Source organism: Bradyrhizobium sp. HKCCYLS3070 (assembly GCF_051167575.1).
Classification (GTDB): Bacteria; Pseudomonadota; Alphaproteobacteria; order Rhizobiales; family Xanthobacteraceae; genus Bradyrhizobium.
The window spans coordinates 896917-914642 of sequence record NZ_JBNPTI010000001.1; the positions used below are offsets into that span (position 1 = coordinate 896917).

Annotated in this window: 16 protein-coding genes; 6 read left to right on the forward strand and 10 right to left on the reverse strand. The window is 65.5% G+C overall.

What is annotated here, in order from left to right; translation table 11 throughout:
• The first annotated feature begins 7 nt into the window (after positions 1-7).
• From ACQR03_RS04085 to ACQR03_RS04095, 3 genes are all read left to right on the forward strand, one after another.
• Positions 8-304 carry a hypothetical protein gene (locus ACQR03_RS04085; protein WP_315749924.1) on the forward strand — a complete coding sequence of 99 codons (297 nt, stop codon included), beginning with the start codon at positions 8-10 and terminating at the stop codon, positions 302-304.
• A gap of 159 nt (positions 305-463) precedes the next feature.
• Entirely contained in the window at positions 464-1357 is an 894-nt protein-coding gene (locus ACQR03_RS04090; RefSeq protein ID WP_316192654.1) for a VOC family protein, read from the forward strand.
• A 24-nt stretch (positions 1358-1381) separates the two neighbouring features.
• Positions 1382-1771: a 4Fe-4S binding protein gene (locus tag ACQR03_RS04095; RefSeq protein ID WP_316192653.1), complete on the forward strand. Its 390-nt coding sequence runs from the start codon at positions 1382-1384 to the stop codon at positions 1769-1771.
• Between the two features lie 42 nt (positions 1772-1813).
• Here the strand turns inward: ACQR03_RS04095 and ACQR03_RS04100 are convergent, their stop codons facing one another.
• The 5 genes from ACQR03_RS04100 to ACQR03_RS04120 form a co-directional block, all read right to left on the reverse strand.
• Complete coding sequence (locus tag ACQR03_RS04100) at positions 1814-2557, reverse strand: SDR family NAD(P)-dependent oxidoreductase (RefSeq protein WP_315750040.1); 744 nt, start codon at positions 2555-2557, stop codon at positions 1814-1816.
• Between the two features lie 282 nt (positions 2558-2839).
• Entirely contained in the window at positions 2840-4372 is a 1533-nt protein-coding gene (gene purF / locus ACQR03_RS04105; protein WP_315712462.1) for an amidophosphoribosyltransferase, read from the reverse strand.
• 23 nt (positions 4373-4395) lie between these two features.
• Positions 4396-5022, reverse strand: coding sequence for a CvpA family protein (locus ACQR03_RS04110; RefSeq protein WP_315712460.1), 627 nt, complete (start codon positions 5020-5022; stop codon positions 4396-4398).
• Positions 5023-5196: 174 nt separating this feature from the next.
• Complete coding sequence (gene radA / locus ACQR03_RS04115; protein WP_315749927.1) at positions 5197-6687, reverse strand: DNA repair protein RadA; 1491 nt, start codon at positions 6685-6687, stop codon at positions 5197-5199.
• A 19-nt stretch (positions 6688-6706) separates the two neighbouring features.
• Positions 6707-7432: a sulfite exporter TauE/SafE family protein gene (locus tag ACQR03_RS04120; RefSeq protein ID WP_315712457.1), complete on the reverse strand. Its 726-nt coding sequence runs from the start codon at positions 7430-7432 to the stop codon at positions 6707-6709.
• Between the two features lie 270 nt (positions 7433-7702).
• On the opposite strand from ACQR03_RS04120, the gene ACQR03_RS04125 reads away from it, so the two are divergent.
• Both ACQR03_RS04125 and ACQR03_RS04130 read left to right on the forward strand, forming a co-directional pair.
• Complete coding sequence (locus ACQR03_RS04125; RefSeq protein ID WP_409998620.1) at positions 7703-7990, forward strand: hypothetical protein; 288 nt, start codon at positions 7703-7705, stop codon at positions 7988-7990.
• A 199-nt stretch (positions 7991-8189) separates the two neighbouring features.
• A complete protein-coding gene (locus ACQR03_RS04130; protein WP_315749930.1) occupies positions 8190-9008 on the forward strand; it encodes an LssY C-terminal domain-containing protein in 819 nt (272 codons plus the stop codon).
• A 14-nt stretch (positions 9009-9022) separates the two neighbouring features.
• Here the strand turns inward: ACQR03_RS04130 and ACQR03_RS04135 are convergent, their stop codons facing one another.
• The 5 genes from ACQR03_RS04135 to ACQR03_RS04155 form a co-directional block, all read right to left on the reverse strand.
• The gene (locus ACQR03_RS04135; protein ID WP_315749931.1) at positions 9023-10528 is read right to left on the reverse strand and encodes an MFS transporter; all 1506 of its coding nucleotides are present in this window, start codon (positions 10526-10528) and stop codon (positions 9023-9025) included.
• A gap of 72 nt (positions 10529-10600) precedes the next feature.
• Positions 10601-12412, reverse strand: a complete 1812-nt coding sequence (locus ACQR03_RS04140) for an amidohydrolase (RefSeq protein WP_315749932.1) — start codon at positions 12410-12412, stop codon at positions 10601-10603.
• Between the two features lie 247 nt (positions 12413-12659).
• On the reverse strand, positions 12660-13460 hold the full coding sequence (locus tag ACQR03_RS04145; protein WP_315749934.1) for a hypothetical protein: 801 nt from the start codon (positions 13458-13460) through the stop codon (positions 12660-12662).
• A 95-nt stretch (positions 13461-13555) separates the two neighbouring features.
• Positions 13556-15052, reverse strand: a complete 1497-nt coding sequence (locus tag ACQR03_RS04150; protein WP_315749935.1) for an amidase — start codon at positions 15050-15052, stop codon at positions 13556-13558.
• Positions 15053-15131: 79 nt separating this feature from the next.
• On the reverse strand, positions 15132-16817 hold the full coding sequence (locus ACQR03_RS04155) for an amidohydrolase (RefSeq protein ID WP_315749936.1): 1686 nt from the start codon (positions 16815-16817) through the stop codon (positions 15132-15134).
• Positions 16818-17422: 605 nt separating this feature from the next.
• Here ACQR03_RS04155 and ACQR03_RS04160 point away from each other — a divergent pair.
• Positions 17423-17716, forward strand: a complete 294-nt coding sequence (locus tag ACQR03_RS04160) for a GlsB/YeaQ/YmgE family stress response membrane protein (protein ID WP_434840976.1) — start codon at positions 17423-17425, stop codon at positions 17714-17716.
• The last annotated feature ends 10 nt before the right edge of the window (positions 17717-17726 follow it).

Below are 17726 nucleotides of genomic sequence, written 5' to 3' on the forward strand. Positions count from 1 at the left end.
GTCTGTCGTGAGCTCCGCTGCGCGCGCCGTGCTGCTGATACCATTGCTGCTCGGCGGCTGCGCGACGTCGTCCACGCCGCCGCCCGACGCCACCACGCAGTTCCACAACACCTACAACTATCTCCCCGTCAACGACGTGCCGCATGACGACCAGCGTCCGGTGTTGTCGGTCGAGCAGCAGGAGAAGCTGCGTAAGGAGCTGATGGCGGTGCGCGATCGCCAGGCGCCGGCTGTGGCGAAGGCGGCTGCGGGCAAGTCGGCAGCCGCCAAACCCGCCGCGGCAGATCCTGCCGGACCGAGATAGGCGCCGGCCGCGGGCGGAGCGGCGCTGTCCGGCCCGGATCATTCACCCCGGAGAATGCGAGCCTCAACGGGGCGCCCGGCGATCAGGACGCGTCGGCCGTCTAACGTGGCCCCGCCGCATCGGGCGCGGCCGCAACGACGGACCAATCGGAGATCGCACATGGACCATCTGACCTTGCCGCGAACCGGCGCATCCAGCGAGATCGCGACCTTCGGGCCGGTGCATCTGGAGGTCACGCATCTCGAGCGCGCGATCGATTTCTGGTGCGAGACCGCAGGTCTGCGCCTGTGCAAGCGCAACGGCGCGGCCGAGCTCGGCACGGCGGGCGAGACGCTCGTGGTGCTGCATCCCGGTGCGAAACGCCCGGCGCTGCGCGGCTTCTCCGGCCTCTATCATCTCGCCATCCATGTGCCCGACCAGGCGGAATTCTCGCGGATGCTGCGCCGGCTGATCGCCAGCCGCACGCCGATCTCGCCGGTCGATCACGTGATGTCCAAGGCGATCTATCTCAACGATCCTGACGGGCTCGGCATCGAGTTCACGCTGGAGACGCCGGAGCGGTTCGGCGGCTACGGCACGTTCGAGACCGATTTCACCGTGTTCGATGCCGAAGGCCGGCCCTGCAGTGGCAGGAGCCCGCTCGACGTGCGCCATGAGCTGGCGCAGGCGAAAGGACCGCCGCTGTCGGCGCCGCTCGCCGACGCCGCGCGGATCGGCCATCTGCATCTGCACGTCCCGCGCATCGAGGCTGCGCGCACGTTCTACACGCGGCTTGGCTTCCTGCCCGGCGCATTCGCGCCACAGCTGGGGTTTGCCGATCTCGGCGCCGGCGGCGCCTACACCCACCGTATCGCACTGAACGTCTGGCAGGGGATCGATGCGCCGCCAGCACCCGCAGGCGTGGCGCGGCTGCGCGGCTTCTCGATCCGCTTCGACACCCGCGCGCGCCTCGACGCCGCGCTGCGCGGCCACGACGAGGTGATCGTGCGGGGCGATCAGTACGTGCTGCGCGATCCCGCCGGCACCACGCTGATGCTGACCGCCGAAGCCTGATTCATCCGCCCATGGAGCCGACACGTGACCGACCAGACCGAGCCGACACCACCGCTCTCGAAGCGCACCAAGGCTGCCAAGGTGCGCAAGGCCGCGCAGCATCCGAAACGTCCGGGCGCCGGCTGCAAGGCCGAGCCGGGCAGCTTCGTGCCGGTCGTCGACCGCAACCGATGCGAGGCCAAGGGCGACTGCGTCGAGGTGTGCCCCTACAACGTGTTCGACGTTGCGCCGATCAGCAACGACGATTTCCGCGCGCTGTCCTTCCTCGGCAGGATGCGTGTGCGCTTTCACGGCATGAAGACGGCCTACACGCCGAAGAGCTATCTCTGCCTTGCCTGCGGCCTGTGCGTGGTGGCTTGCCCGGAGCGCGCCATTGATCTCGTGGAGGTCGCGGCGGGTGACAGTGCGACGTAGGAATGGAGCCTGCGACCGACCTGGTGCCGTCGACGCGATAGTCTACGCCGGTGGCTGAAAGCTCTTCAGCGCGCGGGTCTTGTACTCGTAGAGCTTGCCGGTCTCTGTCCAGGACGGCAGGCACATCGGCACGATGAATTCGGCGACCTGCTCGGGTGTCTCGAGCGTCATCGGGTCTTCACCTGGGAACACCGTGGCGCGCATGCGGGTGCGGATCGGGCCCGGGCTGAACAGGTTGACGCGCAGCGGCGTGCGCTCGGTCTCGTGCGCCCACACCCGAGCCAGCGTTTCCAGCGCCGCCTTGGTGACGGCGTAGGGGCCGAGATAGGCCTGCGCCTTGTGAGCGGCGCCTGAGGTGAGGAACACCGCGCGGCCGGCGTCGGAGGCCTTCAGCAGCGGCTCCATGCAGCGGATCAGCTGGAAGTTGGCGGTGAGGTTGACCGCGACGACGTCGTTCCACGGCTTGAGGTCGATATGGCCGAGCGGTGAGGAGGGGCCGGGCACGGCGGCATTGCCGACGAGGATGTCGAGCTTGCCATGGCGCTCATGCAGCGCGGCGCCGAGCCGGGCGATGCCGTCGCTGTCGGTCATGCTGAGCGGCACCAGGGTGGCGCCGCTGCCGGTCTCTTTCCGGATCTCGTCGTCGAGCTCCTCCAGCCCGCCCTGGGTGCGGGCGACGGCGACGACATGCGCACCGGCGCGCGCGAGCGCGCGGGCGGTCGCATGGCCGATGCCGCGCGAGGCGCCGGTGACGAGGGCAATACGATTGGCGAGGGGAAGGGTCATCACGATCATCTCTCAGCCGTCGTCCCGGCGAACGCCGGGATCCATATTCCGCGGCGGTTATGATGGAGTTGGGTGGCTGTGGCTAGTCCTGCCCGACAAACGACGGCCGGTGGTCAGGGCCTCCGGCATGTGCCGGGACGACGGCCGATCGAACGCCGTCATTCCGGGGCGAGGCCGTTAGGCCTCGAACCCGGAATCTAGAGGTCAGGCGCACAAAACAATTTCGAGATTCCGGGTTCGATGCTGCGCATCACCCCGGAATGACACCATGTGGAAAGAGCCTCAGCTCGCCTCCGCCAGGAGCGACAATTGCTGCTGGGTCGGCTCGACCAGCGACTGGTCGGTGAGGTGGGTCGGATAGCTGCCGGTGAAGCAGTGGTCGGCGTATTTCGGCGCGGCGGGGTCGCGGGCCGGCTCGCCCATGGCGCGGTACATGCCGTCGATCGACAGGAACGCCAGCGAGTCGGCGCCGATCAGCTCGCGCATCTCCTCGAGCGAATGCGTCGCCGCCAGCAGGCCGCCGCGGTCCGGCAGGTCGATGCCGTAATAGTCGGGGTAGAGGATCGGCGGTGAGGCGAGGCGGAAATGCACCTCCGTGGCGCCGGCGTCGCGCATCATGCGCACGATCTTGCGCGAAGTGGTGCCGCGCACCAGCGAGTCGTCGATCAGGATGATGCGCTTGCCTTCGATCGCGGCGCGGTTGGCCGAGTGCTTCATGCGCACGCCGGATTCGCGGATCGCCTGCGTCGGCTGGATGAAGGTGCGGCCGACATAGTGATTGCGGATGATGCCGAGCTCGAACGGCACGCCCGAATGCTGGCTGTAGCCGATCGCCGCCGGCACGCCGGAATCGGGCACCGGCACGACGACGTCGACGTCGGGATGGCTCTCGCGCGCGAGCTGCGCGCCGAATGCCTTGCGGACCTCGTAGACCGAGCGGCCGCCGACCACTGAGTCGGGCCGGGCGAAGTAGATGTATTCGAAGACGCAGGGACGCGCCGGCTTCGGCGGGAACGGCTTGTGGCTGTGGGCGCCGTTTTCATCGAAGATCACGACCTCGCCCGGCTCGATGTCGCGGATGTAGCGCGCGCCGATCATGTCGAGCGCGCAGGTCTCCGAGGCCAGGATCGGGCAGCCCTCGAGCTCGCCATACACCAGCGGGCGGATGCCGAGGGGATCGCGGGCGCCGATCAGCTTCTTGTTGGTCATGCAGACCAGCGAGTAGGCGCCTTCGAGCGCGCGCAGCGCCTCGATGAAGCGGTCGATGAAATTGGTGCGGCGGGAATGCGCGACCAGATGCAGGATCACCTCGGTGTCGGTGGTCGACTGCATGATGGCGCCGGCGCGCACCAGCTCGCGGCGGAGCGTGAGCCCGTTGGTGAGGTTGCCGTTGTGGCCGACAGCGAAGCCGCCGGCATTGAGCTCGGCGAACAGCGGCTGCACGTTGCGCAGGATCGTGGCGCCGGTGGTCGCGTAGCGCACGTGACCGATCGCGGCATTGCCGGGCAGGCGCTCGATCACCTCGCGGCGGGAGAAGGTGTCGCCGACGAGGCCCAGGCGGCGCTCGCTGTGGAAGCGCGTGCCGTCATAGGAGACGATGCCGGCGGCTTCCTGGCCGCGATGCTGGAGCGCGTGCAGGCCGAGCGCGGTGATCGCGGCGGCATCATTGTGCCCATAAATGCCGAACACGCCGCACTCTTCGCGCAGCGTGTCTCCGTCAAGGTCTGGGTCTCTGAGGTAGGCTTGAGGTCCGAAGTCCAGATCCGCGTGAGTATCCGCTTGGGCTTCGCCGGAAGAATCGTGGTGCAGGTCCATCGCGCCTCTCTTCTGGGCTGAGCTCACTTGGCCGCGGGTTTCTCGATCAGCTTCTTCAAGCTGTCGCGGGCAGGCTTGCTATACCCATCGCCGCCCGCTCCGGGCGACTCGGTGTCAGTCTGGTCGTCGTCCGGCTTGTTCTTCTTGAATTTCTTTAAAATGGTGTTCTCAGGATCATCAGGCAAGAGCGACATCAGCCAATCCCCGGTTCCCTGCAGGACCACACGGGATTTGGCACCGGTGACCCAGTCCGGGCGCTGCTTGTCCGGCACCAGCCAGCTGAAGAACAGGAAGGCGACGACCACGATCAGCAGGCCGCGGCCCAGTCCGAACAGGAATCCGAGGGTGCGGTCGAGCGCGCCGATGCGCGAATCGAGAATCATGTCGGAGATTTTGACCGTGATCACCGAGACGATCAGCAGGGTGCCCACGAAAGTACCGGCGACGACGACCACGCTCGCGACGGTATCGTTGTTGAAATAGGTCTTGGCGGTCGGCAGCAGCTTGGAGAATGAATAAAGCGTGACCAGGGCGGCCGCGCCCCAGGCCGCGATCGACAGCACCTCGCGCATGAAGCCCCGGACCATCGCGAGCAGCCCCGACACCAGCATCACGCCGAGCAGGATGAGATCGAGGATCGTTATCGGCATCGGCTGCTCAGGTCCGCTTCACAGGTCCAAGGTTCGCTTCGAGTCGACGGAGGACCGCCCCTCCGGGAGGAGGACAGCGAGGTTCCCCGGCAAGTCCGGACGGCTGCACGATCCCGTGTGGGCGACCGGTTGCGGCGTTGTATAGCGGCGAGTCACGCGAACGTCACGGTCCGGCTAGCCGTCCTGGCGGCGGAATCTCGCCGGTGTGGCATTTTTTTCGGCATGGCTGGGGCTGCGGCGGCCCTGGTCGCCGTCTTCGCGGCTGCTGTCGTGTCGGGCACGAGGCGTGCCGCGCGCGGCGATGTCGGCCACCAGGCTGGTCAATCCGCCGACGGTATTGAGGCTGAGCCCGGCGTCGCCGCCGGCCTCGCCGCGGGCGCGCTCCGGCAGTACCACGCGGCCGAAGCCGAGCTTGGCAGCCTCCTTCAGCCGAGCCGAGGTCTGCGCCACCGGTCGGACCGCGCCCGACAGCGAGATTTCGCCGAAATAGACCGCATCGGGCGGCAGCGGAGCGTTGACCAGCGAGGAGACCAGAGCCGCGGCCGCGGCGAGATCCGCCGCAGGCTCGTTGATGCGCAGGCCGCCGGCGACGTTGAGATAGACGTCGTGGCCCGACAGCTTGACGCCGCAATGCGCCTCCAGCACGGCCAGCACCATCGACAGCCGGCTCGGATCCCAGCCGACCACGGCGCGGCGCGGCGTGCCGAGGGAGGTCGGCGCCACCAGGGCCTGGATTTCGACCAGCACGGGGCGCGTGCCCTCGATCCCGGCAAAGACCGCCGTGCCGGGGCTGCCGAGATCGCGCTCGGACAGGAACAGCTCGGAGGGGTTGGTGACCTCGCGCAGACCCAATCCGGTCATTTCGAACACGCCGATCTCGTCGGTCGGGCCGAACCGGTTCTTGACCGCGCGCAGGATGCGGAACTGCTGCGAGCCCTCGCCCTCGAACGACAGCACCGCGTCGACCATGTGCTCGACGACGCGGGGCCCGGCGATCTGGCCGTCCTTGGTGACGTGGCCGACCAGGATGATCGCGGCGCCGGATTTCTTGGCGAACCTGATCAGCTTCTGCGCCGAGGCGCGCACTTGCGTCACCGTGCCCGGCGCCGATTCGACGGTGTCGGTCCACATCGTCTGGATCGAATCGATCACGATCAGTCGCGGCACGCCGCCTTCGGACAGGGTCGCGATGATGTCCTCCACCGACGTCTCAGCCGCCAGTTGTACCGGCGCATCCGCAAGCCCGAGGCGCTCGGCGCGCAGCCGCACCTGGGCGACAGCTTCCTCGCCGGAAATGTAGACCGCGCGATGGCCGGCGCGCGCCAGCATCGAGGTCGCCTGGGTCAGCAACGTCGATTTGCCGATGCCGGGATCGCCGCCGACCAAGAGCACCGAGCCGCGGACGAAGCCGCCGCCGGTGACGCGGTCGAGCTCGGTCATGCCCGACGACAGCCGCGGCGCGTCGATGGTCTTGCCGGTCAGCGATTCCAACTGGAAGGTGCGGCCCTTGCGCTTGGAGCGCAGCGAGACCGGCGCGGAGGTCGCGCCCGTCGTGTCTTCCTCGGCCAGCGTGTTCCACTCGCCGCAGGCCTCGCACTTGCCCTGCCAGCGCGAATAGGCCGCGCCGCAGTTCTGGCAGACGAAGGAGAGCGTGGTCTTGGCCATGAGGTGAGAATCGGTGCGGTCAGGAGTGGGTGGCGTTCCATAACATACTTAGGCCCGCGGCCAGCATGATGCCATCCATCACCACGCGGAACACATCGGGCTTCATGTGCAGCACGAAGCGCTTGGCGACGAAGGCGCCAGCCATCAGCGAGCCGCCGGCGATCAGGCCCTTGAGCAGAATGTCCGGCGTCAGCGCGCCGAAACGCTGGAAGGTGATGGATTTCGAGACGTAGAGCCCGAGCGAGCTCGCGGCCTCGGTGGCGAGGAACGCGCCCTTCGACAGCCCGTAGAACAGGAACAGCGGCACGCTCAGCGGTCCGGTCGAGACCACGATGCCGGTGAGGAAACCGATGATCGCGCCGCCGAGCGCGAGATGCCAGAGGTTGGCCTTGAGGTCGTGCCGCGTCAGCCAATGCCGTACCGGCACCATCGCCATCAGGAACAGCCCGATCGTGATATCGACCGCCTGCGACGGCAGGATCAGCAAGGTGCGCGCGCCGAGTGCGGCGGCCGGAATGCCGGTGACCGAATAGGCCGCGCAGGCGCGCCAGTCGACCTCGCGCCACCACGCCAGGATGCGCGACAGGTTCGCCATGACCGCAGCGACCGCCATGATCGGCACGGCCTCCTTCGGGCCGTACTCGTAGGCCAGCACCGGCATCAGCATGATCGACGAGCCGGTGCCGACGATGCCGGACAAGGTACCGGCCACGAGGCCGACCGCGAGGACGAAGAGGAAGCCCAAGATTTTCGCGCCTTCGTGATGGCGGGCAAGATCTCTCTCCCGTCATTGCGAGCGAAGCGAATCAATCCAGAGTCGCGCGCATGACTCTGGATTGCTTCGCCGCTTCGCTCCTCGCAATGACGGATGAGAGAAGCAGGGCCCAGGTGGTTAACGGGTGGTTCGAGCCGACTCGAAATCGGCGATGATTGTGCGTCCGCATCATTAAAAGTTGAAGCGTATTCCTCGCACGTCCGCCGATGTTCTCGGACGATGACGATGAGCAAAACGCTAATGTCCTTGCAGATGCGGCCGTCCATGACGGCAACCGCCGAGGCGGAGTTCCCCTGGTTCGCGGCCGCGATGCTGGCCATGGAAGCCGGCGAGGTCATCCGGCTCCGGCTGGAAAAGTTCGCGCGCGGCGAAGCCGATGCGGGCGAGGAGGCGGAGCTGATGGTCAGCGAAAAGCTCGCCGCAGCCCTGGAGGCGACGGCGAAGCTGATGGCCGGCGCCAGCCCGGCGGCGGTCGTCGATCTCTATCGGGATTATGTCGCGGCCAACGCCGAGCGGCTGTCGGCGTAAGCCCCGCGCAGTCCGATTGCGTTGGACTGCGGATGTCGAGCAACGCAGACGAGCTGGTCGAAACGCCGCCGACCGGGCGGTTTCATGCGTCCAGGTGCGGTGTTGCCATCGCGATGAAGATCGGACACCTTCCCGAAAACACCGACTGCTGTTCACTTCCTTTCGCCGGACCGATCCAGTGCGACTGCTCATACGCCTCATGCAACGCGTGCTGGTCGCCGGGCTGGGGATCTTCACGGTCTGGCTGATCGTCTTCGTGGTGTTCGAGACCGCGAACCGCAGGCTGCCCTGGATTGTCGCAGTCGGCGTCAGCTACGCGTTCGCGGCCTATGTCGTTCTGCCACGCGTGATCCGGTTGAGTCTCAGGATTCTTCAGAAGCGGCGAGTGCCCAGCTACACGATCACGGGTGATGGATTGCCCGGCGACCCCGTCAATCTCGCCCTGGTCGGGACGCTCCAACAGCTTCGCGCAAGCTTTGCTGCGGTGGGGTGGTCTGAAGCGGACCGATTGGGCCTGACGAGCTCTTGGGCCATGATCCGCGCCTTCGTCCTCGATACGCCTTACCCCACCGCTCCGTTCAGCACGCTCTATCTGTTCGGACGCGGCCAGGATATCGGCTTTCAGAAAGCCATCGGCAACAGCCCGCGACAGCGCCATCACGTCAGGTTCTGGGCTGTTGGCCTGGCACACGCAGAGCAAACCTGGAATGCAGGCGATTTCTGGTCCAACGCCGATCGGCCGGCGGTCGATGAATCCGCTCTGTGGGTCGGAGCCGGCACGAAGGACACCGGCCTATCGTTCACTCGATTGACGTTTCAGGTCACGCACGCCACCGACCCGGATGTCAACGCCGAGCGGGACTACATCATGGCCGAACTGATCAGGACACGATCGATCGAGATCGTGGAGCTGTACAAAGCTGGTCAGAGCCTCCCTGAGCGGGTCAATCACTACGTGACGGACGGTGACATTGCGTTGGCGAGCATGTTGGTCTCCACCACGGACGACGGCACATGATTGCCGTCGTCTGTCTAATGGACATGCTGACGAGCCTCTTTCGATGTCGTTCGCTCTGCTCGGGGCCGGACCAGGAAGGCGGTGCCGAGCAGGACGACCATCGCAACGCAGACGACCGTCAGGAACGCCTGATCGAAGGCGCGGTGAGCGTGCGAGGTGACGATGGCAGCGAGTTCGGTTGGCAGCCGCTCGGCGGCGATCAGCGCCTCGTCGATGCTATCGCGCGCAACGGCGGGAATGCCGAGGCCGTCGGGCAGAACCATGAACGCCGTATAGACTCCGGACAGGATGCTGCCGAAAATGCTGATGCCGATCGTGCCGCCGAGCTCGAACGACACCTCCTCGATCGACGCGGCCATGCCTTCGCGGCCTTCAGGCGCGTGATTCATCACGGAGTTGGAGGCGGCGGCAATGGATGCTCCGAGCCCGAGCCCGTTGATCGCGATGCAGACCAATTGCAGGGCCAGATTGGCGTTGTAGCAGAGCAGGTAACCGGCCGCGCCGATGCCGGCGATCAACAGCGCGCCGGACATCGTGGTGGCGGCTCCCACGCGACGGAGCATGAGGCTCGCGAGCGGCCCGCCGATGAATGCACCGAGCGGGGCCGGCAGGATGTACAATGCCGCCTGCAGCGGCGAGTAGCCGAGGACGAGTTGCAGGCGCTGGCTGATCGCGAGCTCCGTCCCCGCAATGGCAAGCGAAGCCACGATCGCGGTGATCACGCTGAGCGTGAACTCGACGTTTCGGAACAGGGTGAAGTCGAGCAAAGGATCCTCGAGACGCAATTGACGGCGTACGAACACCGTCAACATGATGACCGTCGCGACAGCCGTGCCGGCAAGGACGACATAGGAAGACTGGCGACTGCCGAGCTCCTCGACGACGTAGGCGAAGCCGATCAGCCCGGCCATCACCTGCACTGAACCGAGGAGGTCCCAGTCGCGCTCAGCACGATCGGCCGGTGCAGGAATCAGCAGCAGGCCGGCGACCAGCGCCAGGACGACGAGCGGCACGTTGATCAGAAAGACCGAGCCCCACCAGAAATATTCCAGCAGGACACCGCCGACCAAGGGGCCGACTGCCGCCCCGCTGGACGCAACGGCTCCCCAGATCGCGATGGCGAGCGCCCGTTCGTGGTCATCGGAGAAGGTGATGCGAATGATCGACAGCGTCGCCGGCATCATCAGAGCGGCGCCGATCGCGAGCAGGACGCGTCCGCCAACCAGGATCGTGGCGGTCGGCGAATAGGCGGCGACGACCGAGGCCAGTCCGAAGACGATGAGGCCGGCGACGAATGTCCTCTTGTGCCCGACGCGATCGCCGAGCGAGCCGAAGCCTGGAAGCAGGCCGGCGACGACGAGCCCGTAGGCCATGACGATCCACAATTTCTCCGAGGCGGTTGCTCCGAGCTCATGGGTCAGGCTGGGCAGCGCGGTATAGAGCACCGTCATGTCGATGACGACGAGCGCCAGCGCGCTGGAGACGGTCAGGAGGATCAGCCAGCGATTACGTTTCGACATCGGCGAATCCGCCGGCGCAAGATTCTGTTCAGTCCGCGCATTCGCCATCTCGTGCACCGTCCTCATTCCCGTTCAGAGTCTGTCGCGATGCGTGATCCGGCCGTTCATCATCGTCAACTGAACGTTCACCTTGCCGATCTCGTGCGGCCCGACATCGAACAGGTTCTTCTCCAGCACGATCAGATCGGCCAGCTTCCCGACCTTGATGGAGCCGATCTTATCCTCCATGCGCATCTGGTAAGCTCCGTTGATTGTGTAGCCTCGGATGAGCTGCGGCAGGCTCAGGCGTTCGGCAGCGGGCGGATGGACCAGGCCGTCGGGCTTGCCGGGCTCCTGGCGCGTATGGCCGGCCTGCACCGCCTCGAGCGGCTTGACCACGACCTTGGAGCCGGTCGCCAGGGCATCCATTCCGAACGACACCGTGACGCCTTGGTCGATGAACGTCTTGAAGCTGTACATGCGGCTCCAGCGCTCTTCGCCGTAGATCTCGCGGATGCGGCGCTGGCTCGTATCCGGCACGCCCCACTGGATCTGGGTGTTCGCAATCAGGCCGAGCTTTCTGAAGCGCGCAATGTCCGAGGGCGCGGTGAGGAACGCGTGGCAGATGGTATGGCGGCGGTTGCCGGGGCCCTGCCTGCCGAACGCGGCTTCGTATCCATCCAGGCTCATGCGAACTGCGGCGTCGCCGACGGCGTGAAGGTGCGTATCGATTCCCTCCGCATGGGCTTCGCGCAGGATTCGATTCAACACGGGCGATGGCAACAATGGTTCGCCGCGCCAATCCTGCCTTCCGGCATAGGGATCCAGCAGATAGGCGGTGCGGCTCAGCTCGGTGCCATCGACGATCAGCTTGAGCACCTCGGCCTTGACCAGCGGAGTGCGATAGCGCTTCCGATAGGCCCGAATGATCGGCAGCGGATCGACGTTGGGGTCGTTGTGATAGAGGCTGCCGATCACGCGTTGCAGCAGCTTGCCGCGGCTCTCGAGGTCGACCAGCATGTCGAAACCGTGATGCTGCTCGGTCGGCCAGGCGCTGAAGCCGGCATCGAAGAGGGTGGTGATGCCGGCGGCTGCGAGCTTGGGCTGCCATTCCTCGATGGCCGCGGCGGCCGACTTGAGGCCGAACGGTTCGATGCCGTGCTTTTCGAGCGTCTTCAGTACCGCGAACAGCGCGGGTACTTCCGAAATGAAGCCAGTCGGCTCGCCATTGGGATCCTTTTCGTACCAGGAGGAGCCGGGCACGACGTCGCGTGGGGTGTCCCTCGTGATGCCGGCCATCTCCAGCAGCTTGGAATTGACCCAGTAGCTGTGCAGATCGCAACTGACGAGCAGGACCGGCCGGTCGGGGAAGATCGCGTCCAGCGGTTCCTTGCGGGGACCCGAGGCGGGAAACGCGCCCGCGATCCATCCGAAGCCGAGAATGAACTTCTCGTCGGAATGCGTCTTGGCGTAATCGCGCAGGATCTCGGAGATGCGCTCAGGATCTTCCTCGTTGACCCAGGCGCCGCGGGCAAATGCCAGAGTGCAAAGATGCCAATGCGCCTCGACGAAGCCCGGCATCAGCATGCGGCCCTTGAGGTCGATGACCTCAGCCCCCCGTCCGGCAAACTTCATCGCTCCGGCATCGTCGCCGACATAGACGATCTTGTCGCCCTTGACGACGACGGCCGCCGCCCAGGGCTGCGAGTCTTCCACCGTGTAGACGCGCCCGCCGCGAAACACGGTCGTGCGATTGGGGGCGGCAAAAGCCGGAGCCGAGCCCGCGGCCGCGAATGCTGCGGCGGCAGCCGTTGTTGCAACCATCTGGCGACGGGTCAGTCCGCCGCCCTCCGGCTTCGACGCCGCGAACAGCGAACCGATGGCTGAGCCGCATGCGATGCACATTGTCCTGCTCCGAAAAGCCCGCGTTCCGCGTGAGCCGCATCCTTCCCTGATCGAACGCTAAACTACGTTCCTCCGCGGCCGCCAGGATTGACCGCGATCAAATCGGCCTCAAAGGCGTCGAGCGTACGCACGCAGACTGATGCTCTGGATGCTTGCTGATGGTGAAAATTCAAATCGAATGCCTTCAGACAGGATTGCAGACCGGATTGCTGCTCACGGCCACGGAGGCCGCTCGTTCCAAGCAGCGTCATTTTGGAAACAGGAAAGCCAGGCTGGCCCGAAACTGCCAATGCGATGCCTGGTCCGGTTTCAGCAGATTGTAGTACGCGCCCACCTCGGCATTGATCGGCTGCTTGTCGACCATGAAGAGCTTGCCCACGCCGACGCCGATCGGGACGACCCAGCGATCATTGCCCTTCGCGAGCCAGTTCGCCGTGATGATGGGACTCGAGCTGATGTAGGATCCGTCGGAGAAGTTGTAGGTCACGAAGTACTGCAGCATCATCTGGTTCACCGGCGCGCGGTCGCTCGGACCTGCAAACGACCAGATGTTGCTGGCGAGCACCCCCAGCACCCATGGACCCGGCATGGTCAGCGCGACAATGGTCGGACCTGCGCTCCATTTTCCCGAACCGAGGGCGGGATCGGTCGCCGACGGATAGGAAAAGGTCGGGCCGACACCCCAGATGAGGGCGCCCGAATGGGACGGGGTGAGCGCGAAGATCTGGTTGATGTCGCCGACCCCGCCGATCCGGCCTTGCTCGGGGGAAAAGCGGATCTGGGCGATGCCGGGAATGGTCGTGCGCGTCACCAGATTCCAGTCGGCATTGAGCTGGAACGGGATGACCGGCTCGATCTTGAAGACGTCGGCCGTCTGCCGGTACGGGCCCGTATTCGGCATAGCGATATTCTCAAGGCCGACGCTGATCGTGTCCGCGATCGGGTTCTGCGCCGCCTTGGCCAGATCTTCGAGCGACGGCGTCTTGGCCTGCTGTGCCAGGGCGCCGGAGTCATGGCAGAGTGCCGAGATCAGGAGCAACAGAACCACGTGTCGGAAGGCTCTCGGCGTCCTTGTCGACCTCGCTGTCGAAGCGCCGCTCTTGCAGCCACTGTCTCGCGCCCGCACCGTGTGGCCCCGCTGCATCACGTGAAGGTCGGAAAACGCTCGCCCGCGAACAGGGACCGCCGGAGACGAGACCAGTTGGACGCGAACTGGAACGTGTCGAGATCGGTGTAGGTCTGGCCGATCACCTGCATGCCCGAGGGCATGCGGTCCTCGACCAAGCCGAGCGGGACATCGACGACCGGATAGCGGTTGAGCAGATTCCAGTGCCACGTCAGCGCCAAGCCCAGACCGGTGCCTACCCACGGGTCCACCTTGTTTTCCTTGCTCTTGAACATGTCGGCCCCGACAAGAGGCGTTGCCATGGTCGGCATGAGCAGGATGCGGTACCCCTTGCCGAACACGCGCTGCTGGACCTGGCGGTGCAGCCGCTGCAGCAGCTCTTCGGCTTCTTCGGCCTGGCGCGGTCCGACCGGGCCGACCTGGTCGAGCATTTCGGTCATGTAGGGCGAGAGCTGATCGCGATGCGCATTCGAGATCTCGATCGCAGTGCCGATGGACGTCGACATCAGCCCGCGGATGAAGACCATCTTGTGGGCCTTCGTGAAGCCGCAATCGACTTCGTCCACCGTGCAACCCGCGGCGCGCAGAGCCTCGATGCCTCTCAGCATCGCAGCCTTCACGGACGGTATGACGTCCGCAATGCCGGCGCCCCAATCCACGGCGATGCGCCACCCGGAAAGGCGCGGATAACGGGTGGGATAGTCGAGGCGAGGGCGCATCGCGGCCATCATCCGCTCGGACGGACCGACGATCGCGTTCTGGAGGCGGACGAGGTCGTCGAAGCGCCGCGCCATCGGGCCCGAGGTCGCGAACGGGATTTCCCCACCGGCCACGCGTCCGAACGGCGGCCTGAAGCCATAGAGACCACATTGCGAGGCGGGAATTCGGATCGAGCCGCCCATGTCCGAGCCCATGGCGAGCGTCGTGAAGCCTGCGGCCAGCGCCGCGCCCGATCCCGCCGACGACCCGCCCGGAGAGTATTCGAGATTCCATGGATTGCGTGTCGTGCCCCAGGCGCGGGTGGACGCGCCGAGGAAGAGGTAGAATTCCGGCACGGTCGTCTGGAACGGCATGACGGCGCCGGCTGCCTCGAGCAAGTCGGTGATGGCCGAGTTTTCCGTTGCCGGCGGCGAGTCCTTGTAGATGAGCGAGCCCTGTGTGGTCCGCCAGCCCGGCCTGGAGAATTCGTCCTTGATGGCTACCGTGATCCCTTCGAGCGGCCTCTGGTTGCCGCGCCGATAGCGGTCCTCGGACAGCTTGGCCTCCTTGAGCGCCTGATCGAAATGCTCGTAGGTGATGCAATTGACCTTCGTGTTGTAGGCTTCGATCCGCTTGATCTGCGCCTTCAAGAGATCGACCGGCGACGCCTTGCGGGCCCGGAACATGGCGATGAGATCGGCGACCGACGCGTAGCAGAGCGGATCGGCAGACTCGGCCCGCGCGGCCGGCAAACCGAGTTCGGACGCGACCAACGCCGCTCCCGCGCCTTTGATGAGCATTCTTCTGTTGATCATATACGCCTCCGCATGTCCGGGAATCGGTCTGAGTATGTCGATGTGGTCCTGAAGGTGTCGGTCCGAGACGTCGCCGGAGTCAGCTTCGCTGTTCGTGCCTGACCTGACCGTTCATGACGGTCATCAGCACCTTTGTGTTGTGGATGTCGTGCGGGGCGACTTCGAACAGGTTTCTTTCAAGCACGATCAGATCGGCGAGCTTGCCGACCTCGATCGAACCGACCTTCTGGTCGAGCCCGAGCTGATAGGCCGGGCCCATGGTGGCGGCGCGGATCGCCTCTTCGAGGCTGATCCGCTCGTCGAGCGGCACCAAAGCCGGCTGATCCGGCTTGTTCAACTCCCGCCGCGTGGTCGCGATCTCGATCGCATCCAGCGGCTTGTAGGTGCTGTAATAGCCGGCGGCCGGCCAATCGGTGCCGAGCGAGATGTTGGCGCCGTGACGCAGGATCGAGCCGGTGCGAAACGCCTGCTCGGCGCGCGCGCCGACGCGCGGCCGCATCACGCCCTGCCAATAGGCATCCGCCACCGACCATTGGGCGGAGAACTGCGCGGTGACGCCGAGCTTGGCGAAGCGCGGCAGATCGTCAGGTGAAACAAATATGAGATGCGCCAGCGTGTGCCGGCGATCGCGCGGCGGATTGGCCTTGATCGCGGCTTCGAACGCGTCCAGCGACAGGCGGTTGGCGCGATCACCGTAGGAATGGATGTGAATATTGAGGCCCGCCCTGTCGGCGCGGCGGACGATGTCCTTGAACTGCTCCGGCGGGACCAGCGTCTCGCCGCTCGTGCTCGGATCGTCGCTATAGGGGGCCAGCAATGCGGCGGTCCGTTGGGCTTCGCCGCCGTCGATGTTGAGCTTGAGAACGGGCGCCTGCACCAGTTCGGAATTGAAGCGTCGACGCAGGGCCATCGCGATCGGCACGGGGTCGATCGCCGGATTGTTGTGGTAGGTCGATCCGACCACACGGAACGGCAGTTTTCCTTTGCGCTCCAGATCCTGATAGAGTTCGTAGCCTGTCTCCTCGGGCAGAACGAGCAGTCCGGCATCGAACACGCTGGTGATGCCGGCCGCCGACGCCTTCGGCAGCCACTGTGCGAGCGAGTCCGCAATATAGCCGGTCGTGAACGGCGAGATCGCGTTGAGGACCGGAAACATCGCCGGTGGCTCGACCAGATAGCCGGTCGGCTCTCCCGAGGCCGGGTCCCGCTCGAAGTAGCTGTAGCCGGGCAACGGATCCTTGGTCGCCTTGGTCACCTTGGCAATCGCCAGCGTCTTGGAATTGACCCAGGCGGAATGGCCATCGATCCCGACGAGAAAGACGGGCGTGTCCGGCCAGATCTGATCGAGATCCTCCTTGCGAGGGCCGGTCGGCGGAAAAGCGTTATAGCGCCAGCCGAAGCCGCGGACGATGCCGGCCTGGCCCAGCTTGGCGCGATAGGCCTTCAGGGCGTCGAGCATCTCCTCCCTTGTGTCGTACTGAAGATCGACACCCCGAGTCACGACAGCGCCCGCTATCGGATGGATGTGTCCTTCCACGAAGCCGGGCAGCAGCATCCTGCCGGCGAGATCGACGACGCGGGTCTTCGGGCCGATGAAGGACCGGACGCCCGCGTCATCGCCGACATAGACGATGTGCTTTTGCTTGACGGCGACCGCGCGGGCCCATTCCCGGCCGCCGTTCACGGTGTAGACCGGGCCGTTGCGAAACACGATGTCGGCCTTGCCGCCGCCGGTTCGCGCCTCGGCGTTCGTCGGAGCGGACACCGAAGCAACGCCGGCTGCGGCGAACGCCGCGCCTGCCTGCAGGAGCCTGCGTCGTGACGGCTCGGCCTCGTTGACGGAGCCAAAATCAAGCTGGAGCAAACCACGGAATCTTGCCCAGTTGCATGCGATGCACATGCATTCATCCTTACACGCTCTGCGGGAAACGCATTCTTCTTGATTCCGCGGATCATATGAACTCGGGGGAACTACGTAGCCCTTCGCGTGCGAAGCGTTCGCATGAGCCGTGCGTGTTCGAGACGATTAGATTCGAATGACTGTCATTTCGGGAGGAAGTACGCGACGTCCGAAGCGGAATGGCCAATTCAAAGCAAGCAGGGGCCGCATCACCTTGTCATGGACGCCGGCCTGCGCCAGTTTGCGAGTGGGTTGCGAACTCATCCGATGTGCAGAGTTCAGCTCATGGCAACGAAATCGATGTAACCTGCAAGCGTGCGATTCGTGTGGCTCTGCGAGCAAGACCCCTGATCTGGCTGCTTCCGTGTAGCAACTGGCGGTCTCGCTTCGCTCGGCAATGTGTTCTCATGATCTTGCTGCTGGCCGTGATGCTCCAGCTGAGGGGTGACGGCAGACCGACGGAGTGAAGAATGTTCACACTGGCACATGCAGGGACTTGGCTCGTCGTCGGCTTGATTGGTGGCGGCCTTGCCGGAATCCTGGTGAAGCGCCGCCGAGCCGGTTTCGGGCTCCTCACCAACATCGGATTGGGATGCGTCGGCGCCCTCATCGGTGGCGTCTTGTTCAACCTGTTCGGGTTGTTTCCAGGCATGGGCAGCATCGTCATTTCGCTGCGCGATGTCGTCGCGGCGTTCGTCGGCTCGCTGGTCCTGCTGGCGGCAATCTGGTTGTGGGGCGCAGCCCGCGAACCGAGGCCGCGCTGACCCCAGGCGG

What these genes read in the sequence shown, in the direction of transcription:
- ACQR03_RS04090 (WP_316192654.1), top strand. Translation starts at nt 464, where the DNA reads ATGGACCATCTGACCTTGCCGCGAACCGGCGCATCCAGCGAGATCGCG.
- ACQR03_RS04100 (WP_315750040.1), bottom strand. Translation starts at nt 2,557, where the DNA reads ATGACCCTTCCCCTCGCCAATCGTATTGCCCTCGTCACCGGCGCCTCG.
- purF (WP_315712462.1), bottom strand. Translation starts at nt 4,372, where the DNA reads ATGGACCTGCACCACGATTCTTCCGGCGAAGCCCAAGCGGATACTCAC.
- ACQR03_RS04110 (WP_315712460.1), bottom strand. Translation starts at nt 5,022, where the DNA reads ATGCCGATAACGATCCTCGATCTCATCCTGCTCGGCGTGATGCTGGTG.
- radA (WP_315749927.1), bottom strand. Translation starts at nt 6,687, where the DNA reads ATGGCCAAGACCACGCTCTCCTTCGTCTGCCAGAACTGCGGCGCGGCC.
- ACQR03_RS04125 (WP_409998620.1), top strand. Translation starts at nt 7,703, where the DNA reads ATGTCCTTGCAGATGCGGCCGTCCATGACGGCAACCGCCGAGGCGGAG.
- ACQR03_RS04130 (WP_315749930.1), top strand. Translation starts at nt 8,190, where the DNA reads ATGCAACGCGTGCTGGTCGCCGGGCTGGGGATCTTCACGGTCTGGCTG.
- ACQR03_RS04135 (WP_315749931.1), bottom strand. Translation starts at nt 10,528, where the DNA reads ATGTCGAAACGTAATCGCTGGCTGATCCTCCTGACCGTCTCCAGCGCG.
- ACQR03_RS04140 (WP_315749932.1), bottom strand. Translation starts at nt 12,412, where the DNA reads ATGTGCATCGCATGCGGCTCAGCCATCGGTTCGCTGTTCGCGGCGTCG.
- ACQR03_RS04150 (WP_315749935.1), bottom strand. Translation starts at nt 15,052, where the DNA reads ATGATCAACAGAAGAATGCTCATCAAAGGCGCGGGAGCGGCGTTGGTC.
- ACQR03_RS04160 (WP_434840976.1), top strand. Translation starts at nt 17,423, where the DNA reads ATGTTCACACTGGCACATGCAGGGACTTGGCTCGTCGTCGGCTTGATT.